The 26362-nt window shown below is 49.4% G+C and carries 27 protein-coding genes; 8 read left to right on the top strand and 19 right to left on the bottom strand.

Features of this window, described 5'->3' with window-relative positions; all coding sequences use genetic code 11:
* The first annotated feature begins 66 nt into the window (after positions 1-66).
* The gene (araJ, locus tag A7098_RS20410; RefSeq protein ID WP_032224900.1) at positions 67-1260 is read left to right on the top strand and encodes an MFS transporter AraJ; all 1194 of its coding nucleotides are present in this window, start codon (positions 67-69) and stop codon (positions 1258-1260) included.
* A 232-nt stretch (positions 1261-1492) separates the two neighbouring features.
* On the opposite strand, the gene mak is transcribed toward araJ, so the two are convergent.
* Positions 1493-2401 carry a fructokinase gene (gene mak, locus A7098_RS20415; RefSeq protein WP_198599197.1) on the bottom strand — a complete coding sequence of 303 codons (909 nt, stop codon included), beginning with the start codon at positions 2399-2401 and terminating at the stop codon, positions 1493-1495.
* A 124-nt stretch (positions 2402-2525) separates the two neighbouring features.
* On the opposite strand from mak, the gene rdgC reads away from it, so the two are divergent.
* A complete protein-coding gene (gene rdgC / locus A7098_RS20420; protein WP_001298537.1) occupies positions 2526-3437 on the top strand; it encodes a recombination-associated protein RdgC in 912 nt (303 codons plus the stop codon).
* Between the two features lie 354 nt (positions 3438-3791).
* Here rdgC and ppnP read toward each other — a convergent pair whose 3' ends face one another.
* The 5 genes from ppnP to A7098_RS20450 form a co-directional block, all read right to left on the bottom strand.
* Positions 3792-4076: a pyrimidine/purine nucleoside phosphorylase gene (gene ppnP / locus A7098_RS20425; RefSeq protein WP_000941942.1), complete on the bottom strand. Its 285-nt coding sequence runs from the start codon at positions 4074-4076 to the stop codon at positions 3792-3794.
* A gap of 71 nt (positions 4077-4147) precedes the next feature.
* The gene (locus tag A7098_RS20430; protein ID WP_001276432.1) at positions 4148-4825 is read right to left on the bottom strand and encodes an AroM family protein; all 678 of its coding nucleotides are present in this window, start codon (positions 4823-4825) and stop codon (positions 4148-4150) included.
* A 257-nt stretch (positions 4826-5082) separates the two neighbouring features.
* Positions 5083-5274 carry a protein YaiA gene (gene yaiA, locus A7098_RS20440; protein WP_001142439.1) on the bottom strand — a complete coding sequence of 64 codons (192 nt, stop codon included), beginning with the start codon at positions 5272-5274 and terminating at the stop codon, positions 5083-5085.
* Positions 5275-5323: 49 nt separating this feature from the next.
* Entirely contained in the window at positions 5324-5848 is a 525-nt protein-coding gene (aroL, locus tag A7098_RS20445; protein WP_000193398.1) for a shikimate kinase AroL, read from the bottom strand.
* A gap of 182 nt (positions 5849-6030) precedes the next feature.
* Positions 6031-6489 (bottom strand): YaiI/YqxD family protein, encoded by a 459-nt coding sequence (locus A7098_RS20450; protein WP_000158147.1) that lies wholly within the window; start codon positions 6487-6489, stop codon positions 6031-6033.
* Between the two features lie 119 nt (positions 6490-6608).
* On the opposite strand from A7098_RS20450, the gene proC reads away from it, so the two are divergent.
* Positions 6609-7418, top strand: a complete 810-nt coding sequence (proC, locus tag A7098_RS20455; RefSeq protein WP_010344698.1) for a pyrroline-5-carboxylate reductase — start codon at positions 6609-6611, stop codon at positions 7416-7418.
* A 17-nt stretch (positions 7419-7435) separates the two neighbouring features.
* Here the strand turns inward: proC and adrA are convergent, their stop codons facing one another.
* The 4 genes from adrA to iraP all read right to left on the bottom strand — a co-directional run bounded on the left by adrA (position 7436) and on the right by iraP (position 10869).
* Entirely contained in the window at positions 7436-8551 is a 1116-nt protein-coding gene (adrA, locus tag A7098_RS20460) for a diguanylate cyclase AdrA (protein ID WP_000484073.1), read from the bottom strand.
* Positions 8552-8652: 101 nt separating this feature from the next.
* The gene (psiF, locus tag A7098_RS20465; protein ID WP_010344700.1) at positions 8653-8973 is read right to left on the bottom strand and encodes a phosphate starvation-inducible protein PsiF; all 321 of its coding nucleotides are present in this window, start codon (positions 8971-8973) and stop codon (positions 8653-8655) included.
* 121 nt (positions 8974-9094) lie between these two features.
* Complete coding sequence (gene phoA / locus A7098_RS20470) at positions 9095-10507, bottom strand: alkaline phosphatase (protein WP_105281360.1); 1413 nt, start codon at positions 10505-10507, stop codon at positions 9095-9097.
* A gap of 101 nt (positions 10508-10608) precedes the next feature.
* Positions 10609-10869 (bottom strand): anti-adapter protein IraP, encoded by a 261-nt coding sequence (iraP, locus tag A7098_RS20475; RefSeq protein ID WP_000792977.1) that lies wholly within the window; start codon positions 10867-10869, stop codon positions 10609-10611.
* Between the two features lie 460 nt (positions 10870-11329).
* Between iraP and ddlA the strand changes: the two genes are divergently transcribed.
* Entirely contained in the window at positions 11330-12424 is a 1095-nt protein-coding gene (ddlA, locus tag A7098_RS20485; protein WP_105281362.1) for a D-alanine--D-alanine ligase, read from the top strand.
* A 204-nt stretch (positions 12425-12628) separates the two neighbouring features.
* Here ddlA and A7098_RS20490 read toward each other — a convergent pair whose 3' ends face one another.
* Entirely contained in the window at positions 12629-12841 is a 213-nt protein-coding gene (locus tag A7098_RS20490; protein WP_016159209.1) for a DUF2754 domain-containing protein, read from the bottom strand.
* 259 nt (positions 12842-13100) lie between these two features.
* Here A7098_RS20490 and A7098_RS20500 point away from each other — a divergent pair, with 259 nt between their 5' ends.
* Positions 13101-13409 (top strand): YaiY family protein, encoded by a 309-nt coding sequence (locus A7098_RS20500; RefSeq protein WP_000763150.1) that lies wholly within the window; start codon positions 13101-13103, stop codon positions 13407-13409.
* 58 nt (positions 13410-13467) lie between these two features.
* On the opposite strand, the gene yaiW is transcribed toward A7098_RS20500, so the two are convergent.
* Positions 13468-14562: a surface-exposed outer membrane lipoprotein YaiW gene (yaiW, locus tag A7098_RS20505; RefSeq protein ID WP_105281363.1), complete on the bottom strand. Its 1095-nt coding sequence runs from the start codon at positions 14560-14562 to the stop codon at positions 13468-13470.
* A 12-nt stretch (positions 14563-14574) separates the two neighbouring features.
* Positions 14575-15795 (bottom strand): peptide antibiotic transporter SbmA, encoded by a 1221-nt coding sequence (gene sbmA, locus A7098_RS20510; RefSeq protein ID WP_000477003.1) that lies wholly within the window; start codon positions 15793-15795, stop codon positions 14575-14577.
* 351 nt (positions 15796-16146) lie between these two features.
* Between sbmA and ampH the strand changes: the two genes are divergently transcribed.
* On the top strand, positions 16147-17304 hold the full coding sequence (ampH, locus tag A7098_RS20520; RefSeq protein WP_105281364.1) for a D-alanyl-D-alanine-carboxypeptidase/endopeptidase AmpH: 1158 nt from the start codon (positions 16147-16149) through the stop codon (positions 17302-17304).
* Here the strand turns inward: ampH and iprA are convergent, their stop codons facing one another.
* Both iprA and A7098_RS20530 read right to left on the bottom strand, forming a co-directional pair.
* Positions 17305-17928, bottom strand: coding sequence for a hydrogen peroxide resistance inhibitor IprA (gene iprA / locus A7098_RS20525; protein WP_010344702.1), 624 nt, complete (start codon positions 17926-17928; stop codon positions 17305-17307). It abuts the gene before it with no gap.
* A gap of 85 nt (positions 17929-18013) precedes the next feature.
* Positions 18014-20902: an autotransporter outer membrane beta-barrel domain-containing protein gene (locus tag A7098_RS20530; protein ID WP_105281365.1), complete on the bottom strand. Its 2889-nt coding sequence runs from the start codon at positions 20900-20902 to the stop codon at positions 18014-18016.
* Between the two features lie 526 nt (positions 20903-21428).
* Between A7098_RS20530 and hemB the strand changes: the two genes are divergently transcribed.
* Positions 21429-22403, top strand: coding sequence for a porphobilinogen synthase (gene hemB / locus A7098_RS20540; RefSeq protein ID WP_001295337.1), 975 nt, complete (start codon positions 21429-21431; stop codon positions 22401-22403).
* A 208-nt stretch (positions 22404-22611) separates the two neighbouring features.
* Here hemB and tauD read toward each other — a convergent pair whose 3' ends face one another.
* The 4 genes from tauD to tauA are packed head-to-tail and all read right to left on the bottom strand — an operon-like array spanning position 22612 to position 26026.
* Complete coding sequence (tauD, locus tag A7098_RS20545) at positions 22612-23463, bottom strand: taurine dioxygenase (RefSeq protein ID WP_105281366.1); 852 nt, start codon at positions 23461-23463, stop codon at positions 22612-22614.
* A complete protein-coding gene (gene tauC, locus A7098_RS20550) occupies positions 23460-24287 on the bottom strand; it encodes a taurine ABC transporter permease TauC (RefSeq protein WP_000114626.1) in 828 nt (275 codons plus the stop codon). Before tauC ends, tauD begins: the two co-directional genes overlap by 4 nt.
* Entirely contained in the window at positions 24284-25051 is a 768-nt protein-coding gene (tauB, locus tag A7098_RS20555) for a taurine ABC transporter ATP-binding subunit (protein WP_105281367.1), read from the bottom strand. The genes tauC and tauB overlap by 4 nt, the downstream gene beginning before the upstream one ends.
* A gap of 12 nt (positions 25052-25063) precedes the next feature.
* Positions 25064-26026, bottom strand: coding sequence for a taurine ABC transporter substrate-binding protein (gene tauA, locus A7098_RS20560; RefSeq protein WP_105281368.1), 963 nt, complete (start codon positions 26024-26026; stop codon positions 25064-25066).
* 74 nt (positions 26027-26100) lie between these two features.
* On the opposite strand from tauA, the gene A7098_RS24035 reads away from it, so the two are divergent.
* Positions 26101-26362 (top strand): hypothetical protein (locus tag A7098_RS24035; protein ID WP_206748918.1); only part of this gene is annotated, 262 nt, incomplete at its 3' end.

A 26362-nucleotide genomic window follows, 5' to 3' on the forward strand; every position in this document is an offset into this window, starting at 1 on the left:
ATCCTGCAAGCTATCACTTTATTGGCTACGGTGATTCGTAGCCGTCCTGGTGGTTGTGATGGTGGTATGAAAAAAGTCATTTTATCGTTGGCTCTGGGCACGTTTGGTTTGGGGATGGCCGAATTTGGCATTATGGGCGTGCTCACGGAGCTGGCGCATAACGTAGGAATTTCGATTCCTGCTGCCGGGCATATGATCTCGTATTATGCGCTGGGGGTGGTGGTCGGTGCGCCAATCATCGCCCTCTTTTCCAGCCGCTACTCACTCAAACATATCTTGTTGTTTCTGGTGGCGTTGTGCGTCATTGGCAACGCCATGTTCACGCTCTCTTCGTCTTACCTGATGCTCGCCATTGGTCGGCTGGTTTCCGGCTTTCCGCATGGTGCATTTTTTGGCGTCGGCGCGATCGTGTTATCGAAAATTATCAAACCCGGCAAAGTCACCGCCGCCGTGGCGGGGATGGTTTCCGGGATGACAGTCGCCAATCTGCTGGGCATTCCGCTGGGAACGTATTTAAGTCAGGAATTTAGCTGGCGTTACACCTTTTTATTGATCGCTGTTTTTAATATTGCGGTGATGGCATCGGTCTATTTTTGGGTGCCGGATATTCGCGACGAGGCGAAAGGAAAGCTGCGCGAACAATTTCACTTTTTGCGTAGCCCCGCACCGTGGTTAATTTTTGCCGCCACGATGTTTGGCAATGCCGGTGTATTTGCCTGGTTCAGCTACGTAAAACCTTACATGATGTTTATCTCCGGTTTTTCGGAAACGGCGATGACGTTTATTATGATGTTAGTTGGGCTGGGGATGGTTCTGGGAAATATTCTAAGTGGACGTATTTCAGGACGTTACTCGCCTTTGCGTATTGCAGCAGTAACTGACTTCATTATTGTGCTGGCGTTGCTCATGCTTTTTTTCTTCGGCGGCATGAAAACAACGTCGCTTATTTTTGCTTTTATTTGTTGCGCAGGGTTATTTGCCCTTTCGGCACCGCTGCAAATATTGTTACTGCAAAATGCCAAAGGCGGAGAATTATTAGGTGCCGCAGGCGGGCAAATAGCGTTTAACCTCGGCAGCGCCGTCGGCGCATATTGCGGTGGTATGATGCTGACGCTGGGGCTGGCATATAATTATGTGGCGCTGCCTGCTGCCCTGCTCTCGTTTGCAGCGATGTCTTCGTTGCTGCTGTATGGTCGCTATAAGCGCCAGCAAGTGGCGGACAGTCCGGTGCTGGCGAAACCACTGGGTAAGTTGCACTAACGGTGCGCGTTGTTTATTGCCGGATGCGGCGTGAACGCCTTATCCGACCACGAGCTGCTCATTTCGTAGGCCTGATAAGACACGCCAGTGTCGCATCAGGCATCTGAGCACGGTGCCGGATGCGGCGCGAGCGCCTTATCCGGCCTACGGGCTCCGGGACGGCTCATTTTGTAGGCCGGGTAAGGCGCGGCAAGCGTCGCATCAGGCATGATGTACCAATTACCTGAATTTTTTACTCTTGCGGCCATAACCACGCGGCGCCGCGTACGCCGCTGGAATCACCATGCTTCGCCTTGCGCACCGGCGTTTCACATTCGCCGCCGAAGACAAATTGTTTAATCAACTGCGGAACCGTTTGATATAAACGGTCAACATTGCTCATCCCGCCCCCCAGCACAATCACATCCGGGTCGAGAATATTCACCACGTGTGCCAGCGACTTTGCCAGCCGCAGCTCATAGCGACGCAATGCCAGCTCTGCAACCGGATCGCTTTCTTCAACCAGGCGGATAATTTCACTACCTTTCAGCGCATGTCCGCTCAACCGATGATAATCCGTCGCAAATCCGGTGCCCGAAATAAAGGTTTCAATACAGCCTTTTTTACCGCAATAACAAGGGACTTCTTCGCGATAACGCAGTTCATCTTCGTCCATCCACGGTAGCGGATTGTGTCCCCACTCGCCTGCCGTACCATTGCCGCCGATATGCGCCCGCCCATTGAACGCCACGCCCGCGCCGCATCCCGTACCGATAATCACGGCAAATACCGTCTGCGCTCCCGCTGCCGCGCCATCTACCGCTTCCGAAACCGCCAGACAGTTGGCGTCATTTGCCAGGCGCACTTCCCGCTGCAACCGCGCGCTTAAGTCTTTATCGAATGGCTGACCGTTAAGCCAGGTCGAATTAGCGTTTTTCACCACGCCGGTGTAGGGCGAAATCGAGCCGGGAATGCCCATACCTACTGTTCCGCTCTGCCCCGTCGCCTGCTCCGCCATATCAACCAACGTGGCGATAGTTTCAATAGTTTGCCAGTAATCATCACGCGGCGTAGGCAGACGATGACGGTACAATTGCTCTCCTGCATCGCCCAGTGCAATCACTTCAGTTTTGGTGCCGCCTAAATCGATACCTATACGCACGGTACTCTCCTTATTTTTTTCAATATCAATAGCGTAGAGACGGACAACCGGATTGGCAATGCAAGGCCGCCGACAATTCGTTATCATGCCCGCTAAATTTAACGACAAGGCCGTGGAAATTATCATGCTGTGGTTCAAAAATTTAATGGTTTACCGTCTTAGCCGCGAAATTTCGCTGCGTGCAGAAGAGATGGAAAAACAGCTAGCCTCGATGGCATTTACCCCATGCGGAAGCCAGGACATGGCGAAGATGGGCTGGGTTCCTCCGATGGGATCGCACAGCGATGCATTAACGCACGTTGCCAATGGTCAAATTGTTATCTGCGCGCGTAAAGAAGAAAAAATCCTCCCGTCTCCGGTGATTAAACAGGCGCTGGAAGCGAAAATCGCCAAACTGGAAGCGGAACAGGCGCGTAAGCTGAAGAAAACCGAAAAAGATTCGCTGAAAGACGAAGTGCTGCACTCTCTGTTACCGCGCGCTTTTAGCCGCTTCAGCCAGACCATGATGTGGATCGACACGGTTAACGGGTTGATTATGGTGGACTGCGCCAGCGCCAAAAAAGCAGAAGATACGCTGGCACTGCTGCGTAAAAGCCTGGGGTCGTTACCGGTTGTACCATTGAGCATGGAAAACCCGATTGAACTGACGCTGACCGAATGGGTACGCTCCGGTAGCGCGGCGCAGGGCTTCCAGTTGCTTGATGAAGCCGAGCTGAAATCGCTGCTGGAAGATGGCGGCGTGATCCGCGCGAAGAAACAGGATCTGACCAGCGAAGAGATCACTAATCACATTGAAGCCGGAAAAGTGGTGACTAAACTGGCGCTCGACTGGCAGCAGCGCATTCAGTTTGTGATGTGTGATGATGGTTCGCTCAAACGCCTGAAATTCTGCGACGAACTGCGCGATCAAAACGAAGATATCGACCGAGAAGATTTCGCCCAGCGTTTTGACGCCGATTTCATCCTGATGACCGGTGAACTGGCGGCATTAATTCAAAACCTGATCGAAGGATTGGGTGGCGAAGCACAACGTTAATTGCTGATTTGCCTTCAATGCCGGATGCGACGCCAGACGCGTCTTATCCGGCGTAAAAAGTCAAACCTGACATTGATATAATCATTCGCGATTTTTAAGGCGATAACCGGTGTTTCCACTATTTTAAATTACGCGCGGATAACTGATGCAATGAGTTTATAGACGGTTCGTCAAAATCAGTAATACAAGTTATCAACCTATTATTTTTATTCACAATCTTCGCTAAGATTTATATCAATTTGATATTTTATGTATATATCGAAAATATAAAAACCAGCAGCCACTGGCGTTTATTATTACCAAATAAAGAATATTCCAGAAAAATGCCCTCCCATTAAATGGGAAGGCGAGATATTACAGATAGCGGCACAAATAAGAGGTCGGTTCAGCAACTTGCAGATGGAACTCGCTGTGGCCGGGAACATTAAATACAGAGCCGGCTTCATACACTTGCCAGTCGGTCGCGTCAGGCAGTAACACATTCAGCGCCCCGCTGATTACCGTCATCTCTTCAGGTTCGGCGGTGCTGAAGGTGTATTCGCCTTCAACCATGACACCAACGCTGGCGCGACCAGTGCTGCTGCTGGAAAAGCCGATCGATTTCACTTTGCCGGAAAAGTACTCATTACTTTGAAGCATAAACTGGCCCTGTCTGGTAGTTGAACGTCTACTTCACTATAGGGGCCAGAGGCGCTGGCTGTCACGCAAAATCACATCAGTAATTCTGCAGCCAGCCTTGTAATCAATACGTTAGAGAGCAAAACAGGAACATCAAGCTGTTTTTGCAGTAAATCACGATGGCGCTGATTAAATCCCAAACAATCCAGCATGATGACATCCGCACCGTTTTCCAGTAGTTCTTTCCCGGCATCAATGATTTTCTGTTCAGAATCATGAATAGGGTTACCCAGTGAAAACAAGGGCGGTTTCTGCAAGATTTGCCATTTTTGTGCCTGAACGTGCAACAGTTCTTCAACCGGTACGATTACACCGACCTGATGACCTTCGACAATGGTAGAAACCAGCGGTGGCAATATACGCAACGGCTCCAGAAAGATTGTATTACGCGCCGTCATACTGCTAATGTTTGCCGTACTCATCAACAAAATGACGTCGTAACCCTGGTTATCAAGCACTTCAACCACGCTTTGCAGATCGCGTTCTACTTTACGACGCGAGACGTGAGCCGGTTGATTGTCATTTAATAATGTAAGAATCGTTTCTTCGCCTGCTTCTGGCGCATACTCCGCCATCACTTCTTCGCGGCTTAACTTCCCCAGCAGGCTATGATGGGAAATGTTATTTTCGTCAATGTACTCAGTCAGGAGCGGTAAAACTTCCTGCATAGGTACAATGCCGATGGTCAGGATCGCCAACGACGCACTCATTGTTATTCCACCTTACTTTTACTTCGTCGTTAATTACCGGGCAAATGTTAAGCACCACTGCTGGCACTTACCTGTGCTACAAATGACAAAAAGCGTAGCAGTAGACGCGCCCGGAATAATGTAAAGATTCCAAATGATTCCAGTAATAGATTGTTATTGTTTAATATTCTAATTATTTGAAAAACATGAATTGTGAAAAATGTGACGCAGATCCTTTGTAGTAGCACTCAGAGTCCCTTCCGAGCAGTCTGATACGGTCACTCTTTGTCAGGATCCTCATAGCGTTTTTTAGCATCCATCGCTTCCTGAGCGGTCGGATGTTCGCTGATTAAAGAGTCAGGTTTGGGATGATCGGCTCTGAGCTGATACCAGGTTACGGTCTGCCCTGGTTTTCCTTTTTCAATCGTTACAATATATGCTTCACGAGGATAAGGCGGTTTCGTTGGCATCGTTCTTCCTTATTTCACGGGATGAACGTTAAGTATAGGCGCTCGGGAGTCAACAATTGATCGTCTGTGCCAGGGCGCTACGAATTTCAGAAATCACCTGACTGGGTTCATTATTAGCGTTAATGATAATATGCGCGACTTCACGATATAACGCATCGCGTTCTTCCAGCACTTCCCGAACTTCTTCACTTAGCGGCTTTCCGGTTAAGGTTGGTCGCAAATCCTCTTCGGGTGCTGCTTGCAGACGATTAACCAGTACCGCTACTGGCGCACACAGATAAACCACAATCCCGTTATTACGCATGTAGTGACGATTAAATTCCGTCAGAATAATGCCGCCCCCCGTGGCGATAACGGTCGATGGTGCTGTCACCGCTTCTAGTGCTGCGGTTTCTCTGGCGCGAAATCCGGCCCACTCTTCCCTTTCGACGATCTCCGCGACCGTCATATTGAGCTGTGATTGCAACCACTGGTCGGTATCGACAAACCGACGGTTAAGCGAATCGGCAAGAGCCATTCCGACCGTTGTTTTACCACAGCCCCGAGGCCCGATCAGAAAAAGAGGTTGTGTCATCGTGGGTTTTCCCCAAAAGGTCGCAATGCGGCGAAAGCCGGGTTCGTAAGAATAGCGATCATACCATCAAGCTAGTACAATTTCGATTGTAAAGAAATAATTCCACTTAGGGTGAAATTTTCAATACACTCTTTACTATACCAAGAAATGCTCAAGAAAGAAGTGTAACTAATAAATTACATTCATGAGCGACTACGTTGCACTTCCAGCCACCACTTTTCCAGTTCTGCTGCGAATGCCTGGCGGTCACGCTGCGAAAAGCTATCTGGCCCTCCGGTCTGGATACCACTGGCGCGTAAGGTATCCATAAAATCGCGCATCATCAGACGTTCACGAATGGTCGCTGGCGTGTAACGTTCACCACGTGGATTAAGTGCCGCTGCTCCCTTCTCAATGGCTTCAGAAGCCAGAGGAATGTCTGCGGTGATCACCAAATCGCCCGCTTCACACTGACGTACAATTTCATTATCGGCAACGTCAAAACCTGCCGCGACGCGCAGCGTGCGAATAAATGGCGATGGCGGTACACGTAAACTCTGGTTAGCCACCAGTACCAGCGGCATTTGCATACGTTCAGCCGCGCGATACAAAATCTCTTTAATTACATTGGGACACGCATCGGCGTCCACCCAAATTGTCATAAACTCATCCTTTGTTGGGTAATCCTCTATTGTGTCGCGCTTTTGCCTTCCGGCATAGTTCTGTTTATGCTTCTGCCAGCGATTATCAAAACAATGAATTTCACGGCAGGAGTGAGGCAATGGAAAAGAAAATCGGTTTTATTGGCTGCGGTAATATGGGAAAAGCCATTCTCGGCGGTCTGATTGCCAGTGGTCAGGTGCTTCCAGGGCAAATCTGGGTGTATACCCCCTCCCCGGATAAAGTCGCTGCTTTACACGATCAATTCGGCATCAACGCCGCAGAGTCAGCGCAGGAAGTGGCACAAATCACCGACATCGTTTTTGCCGCCGTTAAACCGGGCATCATGATCAAAGTGCTTAGTGAAATCACGTCCAGCCTGAATAAAGACTCGCTGGTTGTCTCTATTGCAGCGGGCGTCACACTCGACCAACTTGCCCGCGCACTGGGCCATGACCGGAAAATTATCCGCGCTATGCCAAATACCCCTGCGCTGGTCAATGCCGGGATGACTTCCGTAACGCCAAACGCGCTGGTAACCCCGGAAGATACTGCTGATGTGCTAAATATTTTCCGCTGCTTTGGCGAGGCGGAAGTGATTGCCGAACCAATGATCCATCCGGTGGTCGGCGTGAGTGGTTCTTCTCCTGCCTATGTCTTTATGTTTATCGAAGCGATGGCCGACGCAGCCGTGTTGGGGGGAATGCCACGCGCGCAGGCGTATAAATTTGCCGCCCAGGCGGTAATGGGTTCTGCAAAAATGGTGCTGGAAACCGGAGAACATCCGGGCGCGTTGAAAGATATGGTTTGCTCACCAGGAGGCACCACCATTGAAGCAGTGCGCGTACTGGAAGAGAAAGGTTTCCGTGCCGCAGTGATCGAAGCAATGACGAAGTGTATGGAAAAATCAGAAAAACTTAGCAAGTCCTGATGCACTCTCCCCGGACGTCAGGCCGCCACTTCGGTGCGGTTACGTCCGGCTTTCTTTGCTTTATAAAGTGCCATATCTGCCGATTTCAGCCACTCACGATAGTGACTCATTTGCGGGCTCAGCGGCGCGACACCGACACTTATCCGCAACATGACCTGCGGCGTATTTGGTAAACGTAATGTATTTAACCCTTCATGTACCCGTAACATGGCGGTAATGGCGTTTTCTGCTGGCGTACCAGACATAATCACCGCAAATTCATCCCCCCCAAAACGACCAATCACATCACTACCGCGCAGAGTAATTTGTAACTGACGAGTGAGAGCAACTATCGCTTCATCGCCCACATCGTGGCCCCAGGTGTCGTTGATACTTTTGAAATGGTCGATATCGATGATTAACAACGTCGCATCGCGGTTATGTCGCCGACAATTATCAAACTCATTGCGCAACATTAGTTCCCAGTGACGCCTGTTGTAAACGCCCGTCATGCCATCACGGGTGCTCATTACCTGCAATCTGCGTTTATGTTCTGCAAGTTTTGTTGCCGTCTGATAGCTAACCCAGCCAAACAGCAAAGGATAAATGACGATAATGGGCAGTGAGAGCCACCATTCCAGCGGCGCACTATTTAGTGACACCGTGATACCCGTCAGTTCGAGGGTGACAAGGCAGGAAACGACCATCAGCACCAGACCAGCGACAAACAGACGAGGGCCACCGGCTCCCATCAAATTCAGACACATAATCATCAACATCGCGATCGAAGGCAGCACGTTTACGCCCATCACGCCTACCCACATTCCCGCTAACACCGCATCGGTTTTTAAGTTGTAAATTTCCCGACCAAGCGGATCAATGGCTCTGCTCGCTAACTGCCATGCTAAATGCGGCCAGACAAAAGCCCAGCCCACTAACACCAGCCACCACCAGCCCGACGGCGGATGCGAAACCAGCGTTGAAGCAATCGGTAAGAACATCCCCGCCAGTCCTACCATACGGGGTAACCTGACGCGCCGGGCGAAGCGCAGCCCGGAACGCTGATGTTCGTTTTGAGGAGTTAATGGTGGTTCCTCCCCGTGCGCCGCCGCTTTTTTGAAAAAATTTTCATCATTCATTATTTTTGGGAACATTCAGAAACAATTTTCCCAAATTATAGAGATGGGGCGAAAAGCGGAAGTATGATATTTCGGGTGAGCCATTTTCTTAGCTCACCCGTTAGCACTATCAGGAATCAGGCGGCGTTCTTAAGGCAAGTGCTCATAAACTTATTGCGATCATCGCCTTTCAGAGATTGCTGCGTCGCCTGGCCATTGCATTCACGCATCTTCTGCTGCTGCGGCGTCAAGCTCTTCTCGCCGGGCGCAGATTTGCTGTTCTTCAGGCAATCACTCATATACGTCTTACGGGCATCTCCTTTCAACGCCTTCGCCGTCGCCTGTTGATTACAGGAAGTCATACGTTGTTGTTGCGGGGTTAACGTCTTCTCGGCAGCGCCGACAGTGGTTAAAAAAACTAAACCGAATAACAGGGTAACCAGTAATGTTATTTTCATAGCACCATCCCTCTTCACATTTTAACCAGGAGCGTTTGCGCCCGTGATCTGCCTTTAAGTCTGGTTGCTAACAGAAAAAATACCAACCGGCGGCAAAAATTCACCGCCGGATGCGTTTTGACTACAGACCCAGCGCGGCTTTCATGGTGTAGAAGAGATCGGTCTGATCGGTCAGACCAACCACGTTGGAAGCGTGCGGACCATAAGCGGCAATACGCAACTGGCTGCCGGTATGTTCTTGTGAATCTTCTTCCGAGTTACCGTAGCTCATTACCATCACCGCGCCATCTTTGGTCATTAATGCCTGAGTCAGACCCGGAGCTTTGGTATCCGGCGCGACAATCTGGCTGGCGTGAGCGTGGTCAGCGGTAACTATCACCAATGTATTGCCATCTTTTTTGGCAAACTCAAGCGCACGTTGTACCGCTTCATCGAGGTCAACCGTCTCACCAATTTGCCCACAAGGATTAGCGGCATGATCCTGTTTATCGATAGATGCACCTTCAACTTGCAGGAAGAATCCTTTCTCGTTTTTACTCAATAACTCAATAGCTTTATCGGTCATCTGCGCTAACGTCGGCACACTGTCATTTCGTTGCGGATTCGGGGTACAGGTTACTGCGGGTTTATCGATATTACCGTGATAAGACGCCTTCGGCCCTTCCCAACGAACTGGCATATTGCCGTCAGAAAACAGCCCAAGTAGCGGTTTATCCTGATTTGCCTCTGTTACTGCCTCCAGCGACGCTGCGTCACTCACTAACTGATAGCCGCGAGCCTGCGCCTGTTCACGCAGCGTTTTTCCCTGCCACTCACCGGCGGTTGCCGTTCCTGCAAACGTTTTTGCACCGCCGCCAAGCGTAACATCGGCACGGGCGTTAAGAAGTTGTTCGGTAATGGAACCTTTACCGCCTTTTTCCAGCGCATTACTTGGGCATTTTTCACTGGTCACGCTCGGTCCGTAGCATTTGCGCGATGTCACATGCGCCACCAGCGCAGCGGGTGTGGCATCCTGCAATTCTGCCGTTGAAACGTTGCCGGTCGCCAGTCCTGCGGCTTTTGCTATCTCCAGAATCGTTGGATGATCTTTTTCATGAATATCGACGCCCAGCGCGCCGTTATAAGTTTTGACGCCAGTTGACCAGGCGGTTGCTGATGCAGCGGAGTCGGTGACATAGTCCGGTTTACCGGTTTTTTTATCCAGCGAGTAGTGGGTGTATTGTCCGGTAAGCGGTAAGGCATCGATTCCTTTAAAAAAACCGCCCGCACCTTCGGCATAATTTCGTGCGGCAGTTATTTCCGAATCCCCCATTCCATCGCCAATAAGTAAAATAATATTTTTCGCCGGTTTATCGCTAAGAGAATCACGCAAGGCAGCAGTCTGATCGCCAGTTAAACGGCGAGCGCCGCCCGGCGTAGTAATATCTCCCTGTGCAGCTCGTTTTTCCAGAATGGGTACATCAGGTGTCCGGGCTTTTGTCACAGGGGTAAACAGTAACGGTAAGAGAGCCAGTGCAATAGTGCTTTGTTTCACTTTATTTTCTCCATGTACAAATACAGTAAAAAATAAAAACAAAGCGACTATAAGTCTCTGCCGTGACAGCTTTATGACAACGGTTGAAAAGGTTTAACGTTTTACTGACGAGGATGCCTCAATAACTTTTTTACGTAATCGCGCAGCAGCTCCGTATCGTCGTCAGGAATGCTGGCATCGGGCTTTACCGCGTACAGTGCCCCCTCAACCTGATCAATCAACTGCTGTTGGTCTTTTTGCGTCATATTGCGAAGCATCGCGGTGACTATAATCTCCAGTGCCTCAACCTGCGCGCACAGTTCTTTCGACTCTTCTTCTTTTTGGGCAAGCTTAAATAACAACTCAGCAATGAGATTTTTCATGTCTGTATTTCCTTATCCAAAGTATGGAGAAGTTAACATTATGCTTCATAACTGCATAGGGGTTGTAAGTAGTATTTTTATGACACAGGAAATACTTTGCAAAAATATTTGCACATATTTATCAGCGAAACGTTTCTCTTATTTAAATAATTCCCTTATAAATAAAACAGCTATTCAATTATAAAGCATTAATATAATAAAAAGTTATGAAATATATTTACTTCGTTAACTTATTATTAAGCTATTCACTGATTGAACCATGGTTAATACCAGAGATAAATTAGCTTCCCGTTCATCATTTTTGTGATATAACGCACATAATTTAGCCATTGATATTTCTCAGTCAGTACGCTGGGCGCTTTGTGACCAGAAGATTGCAACATTCTGTCAGAAGGCCGCGAATCAACCGTTTTGTCGTGGTAATGTATGTGCTTTATGTTCGACGGGATAGGTTTTTAAGATGGAAAAACTGCGGGTAGGTATCGTTTTTGGTGGAAAATCAGCGGAACATGAAGTGTCTTTGCAATCGGCAAAAAACATTGTTGATGCCATTGATAAAAGTCGCTTCGACGTTGTGCTGCTGGGCATTGATAAACAAGGGCAATGGCACGTCAGCGATGCCAGCAATTATCTGCTAAACGCAGACGATCCTGCCCATATTGCGTTGCGTCCTTCGGCGACCAGCCTTGCGCAGGTGCCGGGTAAACATGAACACCAGCTTATTGATGCACAGAATGGTCAACCATTACCAACGGTGGATGTCATTTTCCCGATTGTCCACGGTACGCTGGGCGAAGATGGCTCCCTGCAGGGGATGTTACGCGTCGCCAATTTACCATTTGTTGGTTCCGATGTTCTGGCTTCTGCTGCATGTATGGATAAAGATGTCACCAAACGTCTGCTGCGCGATGCCGGGCTAAACATTGCGCCATTTATTACCCTGACGCGCGCTAATCGTCACAACATCAGTTTTGCCGAAGTGGAGTCTAAACTGGGGTTACCGCTGTTTGTAAAACCGGCTAATCAGGGTTCCTCCGTAGGCGTCAGCAAAGTAACCAGTGAAGAACAGTACGCAATTTCCGTCGATCTGGCGTTCGAGTTCGATCATAAAGTGATCGTTGAGCAAGGGATCAAAGGTCGTGAGATCGAATGCGCAGTTCTGGGCAACGACAATCCGCAAGCCAGCACCTGTGGCGAGATCGTACTGACCAGTGATTTCTACGCCTACGACACCAAATACATTGATGAAGATGGTGCAAAAGTGGTGGTTCCGGCGACCATTGCGCCAGAAATCAACGATAAGATCCGGGCGATTGCGGTTAAGGCTTACCAGACGTTGGGATGTGCTGGCATGGCGCGTGTAGACGTCTTTTTAACGCCGGAAAACGAAGTGGTGATCAACGAGATCAACACGCTGCCAGGCTTCACTAATATCAGCATGTATCCGAAATTGTGGCAAGCCAGCGGCCTGAGTTACACCGACCTAATCACGCGTTTGATTGAGCTGGCACTGGAACGTTATGCTGCGGATAACGCATTGAAAACCACTATGTAATTTTCAATCGCCCGGTAATATTTTTATTGGGCGTTTAAGACTGATAGTAAACGTAAGATTGCCTGATACGCTTCGCTTACCAGGCCTACCAGATAATTGCAATGTATTGATTTTTCACTATTTTGTAGGCAGGGTAAGACGTTCAAGCCATATCCGGCAAAACAACGAGCACTTTGTCAGCACTCCAGAACGCCCAATCCTCTGTTATTGGGCGTTTTCAGTATCCTCTTCGCGACGACGAATAATCATTCCCGCCAGCCAGAAACTAATCACCCACGTCAGCAGACCGACTGCATAGGTTTGCCAGCCTTTTGCTTCAAATCCCAGCAACCCCACCACACCGTTAAGAATGAAAATCAGGCCAATAGCGAACGCATAATAGTGCCAGTCACGGCGGATTTTTACAGGCAGATTCATGGCGGCTCCGTTAACGAAAAATCACATCCTCGCATAATCGATAACATACGTCTGTGGTGTAGACAGCATTTCCCGTATCGTTAAAAAATTTAACTTAAAGTTACCGTTTTGTGACTCATGGCGAATATTCACGCTTCGGGAATATTCCCACCATCAATTTACCATGATTCTGATATTGACAATCTAAATGACCTGTCAGACTTGCCATAAGCCGCTGGTATCACACCAGAAGAGAAGCAGATGACTTCCGGAGGTTTTTATGGCTGATTTCACCCTGTCAAAATCGCTGTTTAGCGGAAAATATCGCAACGCCTCTTCAACGCCTGGCAACATTGCCTATGCGCTGTTTGTACTGTTTTGCTTTTGGGCTGGGGCGCAATTGCTTAATCTCCTGGTACATGCGCCCGGCGTTTATGAGCGTTTGATGCAGGTGCAAGAGACAGGCCGTCCACGGGTGGAAATTGGTCTGGGAGTCGGCACTATTTTCGGGCTGATCCCGTTTTTAGTTGGCTGCTTCATTTTTGCAGTGGTGGCACTATGGCTGCACTGGCGACATCGCCGCCAGTAAGATTTACTTTGCCAGATGCGGCCTAAAACGCCTTATCTGGCCTGGTGTTCTCGATTGATCACTGTTTCATACAACGCGCACGTCGTTCATCAACGCGCTTCGCAAACCATGCGGTGGTAAGATTACGGGTGATTTTCGGGCTTTCCAACTGAATCCCAGGCAACATCTCTCGTGGCAGAGATTTCCCCGTTTTCGCTTCTGCAAGCTGATAAACTTTCTTGTACAGCGCCGTCTCTTCAAAAGAGAAGCTATCCCCTTTCTCTAACTGTCGGCGGATTTCGCTGTCGCTCATTCCCAGTTTGCCCGCCAGTTTGCGCGTTGCCAATTCTGTTTTCCCAGGCTCTTTGCTGTCATAGCGAATTAAATCACCATCCAGCGCCAGCTTCACGCCGCTGGCTTTACTGACCGCGTTCTGAAACGCGGCATTCCGGCTGGCATACCAGCCAGCGTTAAAATCGGCAAAACGGAAGATTGGCGCACTGTAACTCGCAGGATAATTCAGTAAATGGTAAGTACCGAACCACAAGCCACCGCGACGACTGAAGACTTCCTGACGTACCGTTCCGTCCATTTTCCACGGATAACCTTTGGTGTGCTGTTCGGCAAAAGCAATGCTGACCTGCATCGGCCCACCGGTGCGTACCGGGTTGAGCGAACCAAACAGCGTCTGCCCCATCGGCACCATGCTGATCAGATCATCAAAAATCGCGCTTAACTGCTTTTCTGTACGCACGGAATCTAACCGTTCGCTGTAACTTTTGCCGTTTGGCGATTTAATTTTTAGCGCGGTATGAACCAAAAACGCGGGGATATGCATCCGTTCGGCGCGACGGTCAATCTCTTGCCAGGCAATTTTGCTTAAGCCCGGAACAACCGGATCTGCCTGATAATTTGACTCCTGCTGCGCCACTGCCAGCACCGAGCAGACGTTTTCCAGCGTCGGTGCCAGCCCCTGACTTTCAAAAGTGGTGGCAAGATCTTTCGCCCAGGCATCGCGGTCTTTCACGCTGGCGGGTAACTTCTGCCGCACCACGCTCGCCACATCTATCGCTTTTTCGCCCTTTTTCAACGGTTGCGGAGCCTGACTACTACACCCCGCTAAAACCAGAACCACCAATAATGAAAGCGAAGAAAGACGAGTGACCTGCGACATTACCTCTCCTTTTTAACTCAACGTATGGGTTACTTCCTGAATTTTGTCACTATCCAGCTCATGTTCAAAGCTACGCAGACGTTTGTAGATAGACATCAGCTCAACCAGCGTAGTCCACGAGTTAATCAGATACTGGAAAGCACCACGAACCTGACCGAAAACGTTGGTAATTTGCGTCATCAGTCCGAGCGTAATCGTACCGGCAACAATCGACGGAAACAGCAGGAACAAACCGAAAACGTTATCGACTTGCAAATAGAGGATACGGGCGATGTTGAAATACATATAGTGAAAATAGAGGCGGAAATAGTTTTTCCGCACGGCGCTGAACAACTCACGTACCGTTGGCGGCGTCGCGCGCGATGCATCATCTTCACCGTAGACCAACTCTTTACGATAAGCCGCTTCTACGCGTTGGTTTTTAAATTCCAGCCCCGGCAGTTTGATACCCACAACCGCCAGCAATCCGGTTCCCATCAACGACCATACGATGGCTGCAATCACCAGTCCATATGGTATATGCCCGATAATCGGCAATTCCGGTACATGTGCGGAGAGCGTCACCAGTACCGGTAAGAAAGCGATTAACGTCATGATAGCGTTGATAAAACTGACCCCCATATTCTCCAGCGTTGAGGCAAAACGCATAGTATCTTCCTGCACACGCTGAGCGGCACCTTCGATATGACGCAGTTGTTGCCAGTTCGCCATGTAATATTCGTTCATCGCCGTACGCCAACGAAACACGTAATGGCTGACAAAGAAGTTGTTCAGCACACTGATCACCACAGCAATCAGCGCGATTCCCAGAAAGACGCCCACTTCGCGATAAAATTGTTCGATGGTGACTTTATGCGGCGAACTTAGCGCGGTTTGAATCAGATCATAGAACGGTGCATACCAGGCGTTGACGGCAACCCCAACTTCCACCAGAAACCAGGTAACGAAGATAATCAGCGCAGTGCCGAGTATTGACCAGTATTGCCAACGATGCGGACTGTAGATAAACCAGAACAGCGCAAAAAGCCCTACACAAACAATGTAGTAAGCGTAAAAAACCAGGAAGTCTAACGACCAGAAACGTGCGGCGCTAATCGGGATCTGCCCAGTAGCTCCGGTGATACGCGCCACCCAATCACCACCACCGGCTTGCCAGAAGATCACGGCAATCAGTGCCCAAATAAAGGCCGAGAGAAAAAAGGCTCCCGGCTTTGGGAAAAAAGACTTAAACATATGCTCTCCTGCTAACTTCTTATCGTTTTAACAACTGCTGTGCATTAACCGCATGATTGCTCCGAGGAGCCAGCTAAATGAAACCGCCCATTGTGACCAACGGCAAGGTACTTAGTTCGTCATGCTGACCGTAAGAATTGTTTCGACGGATTTCACAAACAAAGGATTGTTTACATTAGCAGATTCACACGCGCAGGATCACAAATGCAGGCATTGGTGCTCAGGAAAAAGATCGTGTTTACGCGCCGTTACGTTTTTAGCACTATTATTGCACTAATTCGCCCTTTGCAATCCATCTATGAGTAGTATAAATACGCTCAGTTACCTTCATTTAATTTATGGACACCACCGTTGAAACGTAGTCTGCTTTTTTCTGCCGTGCTGTGTGCGGCGTCATTGACCTCCGTCCATGCGGCACAGCCGATCACCGAACCGGAGTTCGCCTCTGATATTGTCGATCGCTATGCCGATCATATTTTTTACGGCAGCGGTGCCACGGGGATGGCACTGGTCGTTATTGACGGTAATCAGCGCGTCTTTCGCAGTTATGGGGAAACGCGTCCCGGTAATAACGTTCGCCCACAATTAGACTCTGTAGTCCGAATTGCGTCCCTCACTAAACTGATGACCAGTGAAATGCTGGTTAAGCTGCTCGATCAAGGCACGGTGAGGTTAAACGACCCGTTAAGTAAATATGCTCCACCAGGCACACGCGTGCCGACCTACAATGGAAAGCCCATTACGCTGGTGAATCTGGCAACCCATACCAGCGCCCTGCCGCGTGAACAGCCTGGCGGTGCAGCAAATCGTCCGGTGTTTGTCTGGCCGACACGCGAACAACGCTGGAAATACCTTTCTACGGCGAAGCTGAAAGCCGCGCCCGGCAGTCAGGCTGCATACTCTAACCTTGCGTTTGATCTGCTGGCGGATGCGCTGGCGAATGCGTCCGGAAAGCCTTATACACAGTTGTTTGAAGAGCAGATCACTCGTCCGTTGGGGATGAAAGACACCACCTACACGCCATCGCCAGATCAGTGCCGACGTTTAATGGTTGCCGAGCGCGGTGCCAGTCCGTGCAATAACACGCTGGCGGCAATCGGTAGCGGCGGCGTCTATTCCACGCCTGGCGATATGATGCGCTGGATGCAGCAGTATTTGTCGTCTGATTTTTATCAGCGCAGTAACCAGGCGGATCGTATGCAGACGCTGATTTATCAACGCGCGCAGTTTACGAAAGTGATCGGCATGGATGTACCTGGCAGAGCGGATGCGCTCGGTTTAGGCTGGGTATATATGGCGCCGAAAGATGGGCGTCCGGGAATTATTCAGAAAACTGGTGGCGGCGGCGGATTCATTACCTATATGGCGATGATCCCGCAAAAAAATATTGGTGCTTTTGTGGTCGTCACTCGCTCGCCGTTGACTCGCTTTAAAAACATGAGCGATGGTATCAATGATCTGGTAACCGAACTGAGCGGGAATAAACCGCTGGTCATCCCCGCGTCCTGATTAATACTCTGAAGGCAAACGGTTGATAGCGACCAGTTTGCCTTTATTCATTTCGATATAGCCGCCTTTGCGCAAAGCCGCGAGAACTTCTGCGACGACGGAACGTGATATGCGTGTACGTTGATGGATATAATTCATCACACCAATACGTGCGCGTAATTCGTCATTCCAGTCAATCATTGATAATAAAGTGGCGCGAATTTGTTCGTAAGAATTATGTCCAATAAGCTGAACGTCACGTAATTCCAGAATTCGATTTTGCCATGCTAACCAGTAAAAAGCGTCACGCCAGAGTTGATGTTGTTCAATCAGAGAAATGGTTTGTTTGGCAGGCAGATGATATCCCGTACAGTTTCCTTCTGATATTAATTTGTATGGTATATCGTTTTTCATTAAACCATCAGCCAGTCCCATAATAAAAGGAGCTTGGGTAATACCGATAAGTACATTTTCTTCTCTACGCAGAGAGATAACACCTTCTAAAATAACGAATGTGTCTTCGCTATTAACGTCACTTGAAAATATAACTTGCTTTTCATTATTAAACTCGAAGCGAGTGCCGTATCTGGACAAACATTTATCGAGCTTACCAAATTCCTGAAGCGGTTTAACTACAGATAACATTTGCGCGTCCTTTGCAGTAATGCCCGTCAAATCCTTGACGGGCATTATTTAGATTAAATTACCTATTTCTTCGCAGTGAAGAATATTACCAGGTATATTTAACACCCACGTTCGCGGACCAGTCTTGATCTACGTCACCACCACCGAGGTAGTTAGCATCGGTATAGGCACTGAAGTTTTTGGTGAAGCTGAACTGAGTACCCAGACCAACACGTACCGCAGACCCTTCAGTACCGTTATCGATGGAATCACCATTCACATCGTTATCGTTGTTAGAGTCGTCGTAGACGTAAGCCAGTTTGAAGTACGGAGTCAGAGCCTGGTCTTCGCTGTAGGTGAAGGTATAACCTGCATCTACACCCAGTTCATAACGCATACTGTCGTAAGACTGACCGTCAACTTTCATGTCGTTGCTCAGCTGGTAGTCATCACCAGACTGGAACAGACCAGAAACGCTGCCGTAAGGAGTCACGTAACCAGCATCACCCAGTTTGAAGTCGTAACCGGCTTTCAAACCGAAGCCCCAAGCGTCGGAGTTGGTGCTACCGTCAACGTAAGTACCGTTGCTCATGGTTGCAGACAGATCGTTGTTGAAGTGAGAGTAGCTCAGGCTACCATCAACAAAGATGTTGTTCGCGAAGCGAGCAGAAGAGTAGATGTAGGCAGACTGGCTGTCTTGATCTACCTGACCAGAACGGTCGTTCATGTCACCTTTAGCGAAGCCTGCTGCTGCACCGACGATCCACTTAGCGTTGTTACCGTCAACTTTGGTATCAACACCGACCATGATGCCGTTAACATCCTGATCATAGTTGATGGTGCCGTTGTCGCCGTTAAAGTTACCACCGAAGTAGCTTACCCATGCGCCGCCGTTATCAGCCAGGCCATGACGAGAGTTGGTCAGACGAGTACCAACGGTGTCTTGTTCCAGGTTCCAGATATTGGTGTTTGCAGACGGGATGCTCAGCGCCATGTTAGCGTAGTCGGTCAGCTCCATCTGTTGCAGAACAACGGTGTTACCGCGCTGTTCAGCCTGATAGGTGTATGCACCCAAGTCAGCTTTGTTAGCAGCAGAGAAGGTAGCGTTGGTGTTGGTATCATCGATATAGATGAGCTGCTTACCTGCGTAATCAGCAATCGCGCCAGCGCCAGTTGAGTTGTCGATACGAACTTTGTAGTTACCGGTTGCAGCAACTACGTTGTCAACAGAGCTGTTGTCAACTTCGTCGCCGTTGTTAATGTCGTTGTTGCCATTAACAGTCAGGTGACCATCAGAGTTCATCGCAATCACACCATAGCCGTAGTTAGCTTTGCTGGTGTCGTTGGTACGATCGTTGACGAGGTCTGCATTCAGGATGTAGTCATTGCTATGAATATCAAACACACCTGCATAAACGTTGCCGTTGTTATCGTTAAGGTTGCCGCTGGTCAGTTCCAGAGTATCAGTCGCAAATACGCTGGAGATGTCATTCATGTTGGTGTTTACATCCAGCACACCACCGTTAGTAACGGTAATGGTGTTGGCATACAGCGGTGCTGATGTCCAGGCTGAAGCAGTATCGCCACCGAAGTTAACGGTAGAGAAGGTATCAATGGTCAGGTGATCGGTGTTAACTTCACCGTTAACTTCCATTGAAGAACCACCGTTCAGGGTGATGGTGTCAGAAGTCAGGGAAGAATCTGCACTCACGTTAACCTGAGAGCCGCTGTTGATAGCCAGGGTATCGATCAGGGAAGTTTTGGTGGTTTCCCAATCAGAACCGTTGTTCAGAACAACGTCGAATACGCCACTCTGGAATGCATTAGCGTTATCAACACGGTTCCAGCCATCTTCAGAGTAAGAAGCGTACGGGTTCAGGCTGTTCGGTGCTACGTCGTAGAAAGCTTCGTCAGCAACAACAACGTCATAATCAATATTCGCTGAACCAACCCATTTGGTGTTATTCAGAGTCAGGTTCAAGTGATCGACGTTCTGATCGTCAGTAGCCCAACCGCCGTGAGTGTAAACGGAGGTAGAGTTGTCAACCAAGTGCCCCGTCGCATCAAAGTTTGCGTTCCAGGTGCTGTCAAATACAACATCGCCCAGTAACTGGGAGTTGTTGAAAGTAACGTTGTTGACCATACGATAATCAGAGGTCTCATCATCGATAAAGGCTAATGCAACATCATCAGCAGCAGATGCGCCATTAGCGTAGTCACTTGGTTCAACAGAGTTGCCGAAATGACCACGATCTGATTGCTCGTCTTCAGTCCAGGACCCTGAAGTTACAGTAGAATCATTAACAACGATGTTGTTGTCCCACTGATGTCCTTCGGTGTTGTAAGTCGCATTACCCAGATCGTTTTGAACCAGAGTAATACCTGCAACATGGGAGTTGTTGCTGATATTGATGTTACTTTCAACTTCCAGAGTAACGGCAGTACCAAGTCCAGCAGTTACCAGACGATCATAATCTGTCTTCGCTGTTTTACCGTCTGCATCCAGATAAGTATCAGTGAAGTAGAATGCGTCAAAATCGTCGTCAATAGTAGACTTAGCGATGTTCAGAGTGAAGATGTCACCATCTACCCAATCGTGGCCGGTGTAATCGCTACCGTTGCTCCAATGGTAATCACCGTAACCAATTTGGTCAGATGTAACCATACCATGAACAATTGAGTTGCTGATGTTCAATGTATTACCAGTATCTGTACCATAATCGTGATTCAGGTAATAAGTAGAAATTACACCGTTAACAGTATCTCCGTTAAAGGTTGTATCAAAGTATCCATCAGCTGCGTGGTCGTATACATAACCACCATAAGTCAGATAGTCATGATCAACTAAAGTATTGTCACCCCAATTGAACAGAGTGGTTGAGTCATCATGATACCCGAAGGTATTATAAGTAGTTGCATTAGCCTGAGAGGTGATAGCCAGAGTGCAAGCCAATGCTAATTGTGATACTACAAGTTTCTTTTTCCAGGAGTGCATTTGTCATCCCTCCTCAGGGACGTAATAAGTTGATCCATCAATTATCAATGCATAGAAAACATATTATGTTTCGCGTTTACGATTATGCGGCGTTACAGATGAATGGTTCAATTATTCTTTCCCCTAAGTCCGAATGTGGACATATATGAATAACGTGTAAACACAGATCACAAAAATAGACAAAGACTCGGCATTTCAATCTGTTAATGACAGCATTGATTTCAAAGTCATATACTCTACAAATATTACATCAGCAAATTAGACAAATAATGTATTAATAAACAATGAACTTTAAGCCATTCTATTTTTAACAGCGCAGTCAAACACCCAAAAACAATAATTAGGGAGAATCAATAAAAATTAAAAATATTTTCAGTGAATATGAAAATATTGCTATTTATATTAAAAAGATGTCCAGGCCGGTCTTTCATTCTCTTCTTGTCAACATCGCGACAACTTTCGTAAAACACCCCCGCCCTGCTTCAGGTATACTATGTCCCTCGATTCCACAAACATCAGGCAGACCATGACAGACTTAATCCAACGCCCTCGTCGCCTGCGCAAATCTCCTGCGCTGCGCGCTATGTTTGAAGAGACAACACTTAGCCTTAACGACCTGGTGTTGCCGATCTTTGTTGAAGAAGAAATTGACGACTACAAAGCCGTTGAAGCCATGCCGGGCGTAATGCGTATTCCAGAGAAACATCTGGCGCGCGAAATCGAACGTATCGCCAACGCCGGTATTCGGTCAGTAATGACTTTCGGCATCTCTCACCATACCGATGAAACGGGCAGCGATGCCTGGCGGGAAGATGGTCTGGTGGCGCGTATGTCACGCATTTGCAAGCAGACCGTGCCTGAAATGATCGTTATGTCAGACACCTGTTTCTGCGAATACACCTCTCACGGTCACTGCGGTGTGCTGTGCGAGCACGGCGTCGACAACGACGCGACCCTCGAAAATTTAGGCAAACAAGCAGTGGTCGCTGCTGCTGCGGGTGCAGACTTCATCGCCCCTTCCGCCGCAATGGACGGTCAGGTACAGGCGATTCGTCAGGCGCTGGACGCTGCGGGTTTTAAAGATACGGCGATCATGTCGTATTCGACCAAGTTCGCTTCCTCCTTTTATGGTCCGTTCCGTGAAGCTGCCGGAAGCGCATTAAAAGGTGACCGCAAAAGCTATCAGATGAACCCAATGAACCGTCGCGAAGCGATTCGTGAATCACTGCTGGATGAAGCTCAGGGCGCAGACTGCCTGATGGTTAAACCAGCCGGAGCGTACCTGGACATCGTGCGTGAGCTGCGTGAACGTACTGAACTGCCGATTGGCGCGTATCAGGTAAGCGGCGAGTACGCGATGATTAAGTTCGCCGCGCTGGCGGGTGCTATAGATGAAGAGAAAGTAGTGCTCGAAAGCTTAGGTTCGATTAAGCGTGCGGGTGCGGATCTGATTTTCAGCTACTTTGCGCTGGATCTGGCTGAGAAGAAGATTCTGCGTTAATTTTGTTTCCTCTCAGAAAGGGGGAGTTAACCTGTTGAAAGTACGGTGAACGCCCCCTCACCCTAACCCTCTCCCCAAGGGGGCGAGGGGACCGTCCGCACTCGCTTCATCTATATCACCGTTCTTTCGCCGCTCGAGGGGACCGTCCGTATTCGTTTTATCTAAATCACCTTTCTTTCGCCACACGAGGGGACCGTCCGCGCTCGTTTCACCCCGCCCGATAAAACGGTTTATCCCCGAGGATCGTCGCCCGATGCATAATCCGCCGCTGTGGCAGATAATCTGCATTCGCATAGTGCTGAGTCACGCGGTTATCCCAAATCGCGATATCATTTGGCTGCCAGCGCCAGCGCACCTGAAACTCCGGTTTGGTGATATGGGTAAATAAAAAGCCTAGCAAGGCTTCGCTCTCTTTCTCACTGACATCGACAATTCGCGTGGTAAATCCTTCATTAACAAACAACGCCTGTTTACCGCTCACCGGATGCGTTCGCACCACCGGATGTAGTAAAGGAGGATTTTTCGCTGCCGCCTCGCGCCAGCGTTGATGCTCCTCCTCCGTTTTGCGGTATTTGTATTCCGGGAACGATTTACGGAAATCATGCTCCGCGCGCAGCCCGCTCAACAACTGACGGAAGAGAACAGAGAGCGCCTCATACGCCGCAATACCACTGGTCCATAGCGTATCGCCCCCGGTTGATGGCAACTCTTTCGCTGCCAGAATCGCTCCCGCTGGCGGCGTTTCAATAAATGTCACATCGGTGTGCCAGTTGTCGTTATCCGGCGGATTATCGTTATGGGTATCCAGTACGATAATCTCCTCAACCCCTTCGGCATGAGGGTAAACAGGATGAATATGTAGCTCGCCAAAACGCTGGGCCAGCGCGCGTTGCTGCTGTGGCGAAATGGCTTGATCTCGCAGAAACACCACCTGATGGCGCAGCACCGCATGGTAAAGCTGTTCAAACTGATTATCACTTAACGGACGCGTCAGGTCGGCACCCGAAATTTGTGCGCCGATATACGGCCCCAGCGGGGTAATGCTCAGACGTTCACTCATTGTACTTCTCCATGCCAGGGCGTCAGGCGGCGCTGTAACGCACGCAGACCCAGTTCTAAAAGAAAGGCGATAATCGCAATCACCGCGATCCCCGCCAGCACCACGTCAGTTGCGAGAAACTCACCCGCTGACTGAACCATAAAACCTAAACCGCGCGTCGCGGCAATCAGCTCCGCCGCCACCAGCGTAGACCAGCCAACCCCCAGACCAATACGTAATCCGGTGAGAATTTCCGGCAGCGCGCCAGGCAGAATGACAAACCACAGCACCTGCGTGCGGCTGGCGCCCAGCGACTGCGCGGCACGAACGCGAACCTGCTGCACGCTTTTCACCCCTGCCAACGCCGACATCGCCACCGGTGCAAAAATCGCTAAATAGATCAGTAAGATCTTCGAGGTTTCACCAATACCAAACCAGATCACCATCAGCGGCAAATAGGCCAGCGGCGGCACAGGGCGATACAGTTCAATTACCGGATCCAGAATGCCGCGCACCGTCGGGCTTAGCCCCATGGCGATCCCAACCGGAATGCCGATTAACACCGCCGCAAGTAGCGCCAGCACAATGCGCGTCAGGCTGGCTGCCAGATGCTGCCACAGCGTGGCGTCCATAAATCCTTGCGTTCCGGCAATGGTGAGCAGTTTTGCCAGTACCTGTTGCGGCGGCGGCAAAAACAGCGGGCTAATCAGTTGCAGCGCCGCCACTGCCCACCATAAAGTCAGTAAAACCGCTAGTGTGCCAATGCTTAAAGTGACCTGACGCGAGAGCGGCCAGCGCAATTTCAGCCGACGCGAATGCATTTTTTCATTAATAAGCACACTCATGAGAACGCCTCTCGTTGCTCAAATACGCGGCTTAAAACATATTCGCGCATGGCGATGAATTGTGGATCGGACTTGATGCTGCGGCTCGACTCACCCGCAACAAAGCGGCGGGCGAAGTTGAGCCGCAGACGCTCCAGCACACGACCCGGCCCCGGTGAAAGCAGAACCAGTTCGGTCGCCATAAACACCGCTTCTTCTATATCATGGGTAATCAACAACACCTGCTTGCCTGTCTCCTGCCAGAGTTTCAGCAGCAGTATTTGCATCTGGTCGCGGGTGAAGGCATCCAGCGCGCCAAACGGTTCGTCGAGTAATAACATCCGGGGATTAGCCGCCAGCGCGCGGGCAATCCCTACCCGCTGACGCTGACCGCCGGAAAGCTGCCAGATGTCGCGTTTTTCTGCACCTTCCAGGCCGACTTTTTTCAGCATTTGGTGAGCGATTTCCAGACGTTGCTTTTTCTCCATCCCCGCCAGTTGCAGGCCGAACGCCACGTTATCCTGCACATTACGCCACGGCAGCAGCCCTTCATTCTGAAAAACCACCCCGCGCTCTGCACCCGGTCCCTCGATACGCTTGCCCGCCAGTTGAATGCTGCCTTGCTGATAATGCACAAAACCAGCAATCAGATTCAGCAAAGTGGTTTTGCCGCAGCCGGACGGCCCCAGCACCACCAACAGTTCGCCGCTTTCCAGCGTCAGGTTGATATCTTCCAGCGCCGGTTTACCGCCATAATCGGCATAGAGATGAGAGATTTGCAGCATTCGCGCCTCCTTTTATTGCACGAAGCGCGAGGTAACGTACTGGCTGTAATCATTCGCCACGGCGGGAACTTTACCCTGCTCTTTCAAAAACTGCGCGGTGTCGATGATCGCTTTGTTCACCGCTCCGGTCAGTTCTGCCGTTTGCTGCTGCGGCGTCAGATAGGTATTTCCCTTGACCAGCCCCGGTACGTCAGCTTCCGGTACACCGCTCAAGCGCGCCAGTTTGCTGATGTTTTCCGGCTGTTTCAGCCACGCGTCCGGATTCGCAATGTACGGTTGCTGGGCATCGATGGCGCTTTTAGCGAACGCTTTCACCACATCAGGATGTTTCTGGGCAAAATCTTTGCGCACTACCCAAACGTCCAGCGTCGGCGCGCCCCACCGCCCGACCTGTTCTGAGTCTGTCAACACCTTGCCGTCTTTTTCCAGCGCATTAACCGCAGGTGCCCAGACATAAGCGCCATCAATATCTCCCCGTTGCCAGGCGGCAATAATCGCTGGCGGTTGCAGGTTCACAATCTCCACTTGTCCGGGTTTAATGCCCCAGTGTTTCAACGCTGCCAGCAGGCTGTAGTGCGTGGTGGAGATAAACGGCACGGCGATGCGTTTGCCAATCAGATCTTCGGGTTTGCTGATGTTTTTCTTAACTACCAGCGCCTCGGAGTTACCCAATTTTGACGCCAGCAAAAAGACTTCAATCGGCACCTGCTGACTGGCAGCGACCGCTAACGGGCTGGAACCGAGATTACCGATTTGCACGTCGCCAGAAGCCAGCGCCCGAACGATGCTGGCTCCGCTGTCAAACTTGCGCCAGTCCACGGTCGCCCCGCTCTCTTTGGCAAAGGTGTTATCAGCCTGAGCCACTTTCGCCGGTTCGGCGGAGGTTTGATACGCCACGGTGACGTTCACCGCCTGCGCCTGAAAAGTGATGAATGCCAGTGTGGCAAGAAGTGTGTTACGCGATGAAATTGCCATAATTGTCTGCTCCCCTGTCTTGTTATGAGAGCAGTATTCGCGGAGAAAGATATTTGATAAAAGAATTAATCATTATGGACAATATGTTTTTATTCTTAGCAAAAAAATGGCAAACGATAGATGAGTTATGCATTTACCAACCGTTTTCCTACAAAGCAATGCCACATTTCCTTTTATATACGAATAAAAATTCAAACAATAAAAATTTATTTCACCCTCCACCAACCAGACAACCAATAATAAATATATATATTATTTTTATTTTAAATAATACAATATTAAAAAACTATTTGCCATACCAATTAATTTATAAAACGATTTTAAAAAGTAATGGTT

It is taken from the genome of Escherichia sp. MOD1-EC7011, from assembly GCF_002965005.1.
GTDB lineage: Bacteria > Pseudomonadota > Gammaproteobacteria > Enterobacterales > Enterobacteriaceae > Escherichia > Escherichia ruysiae.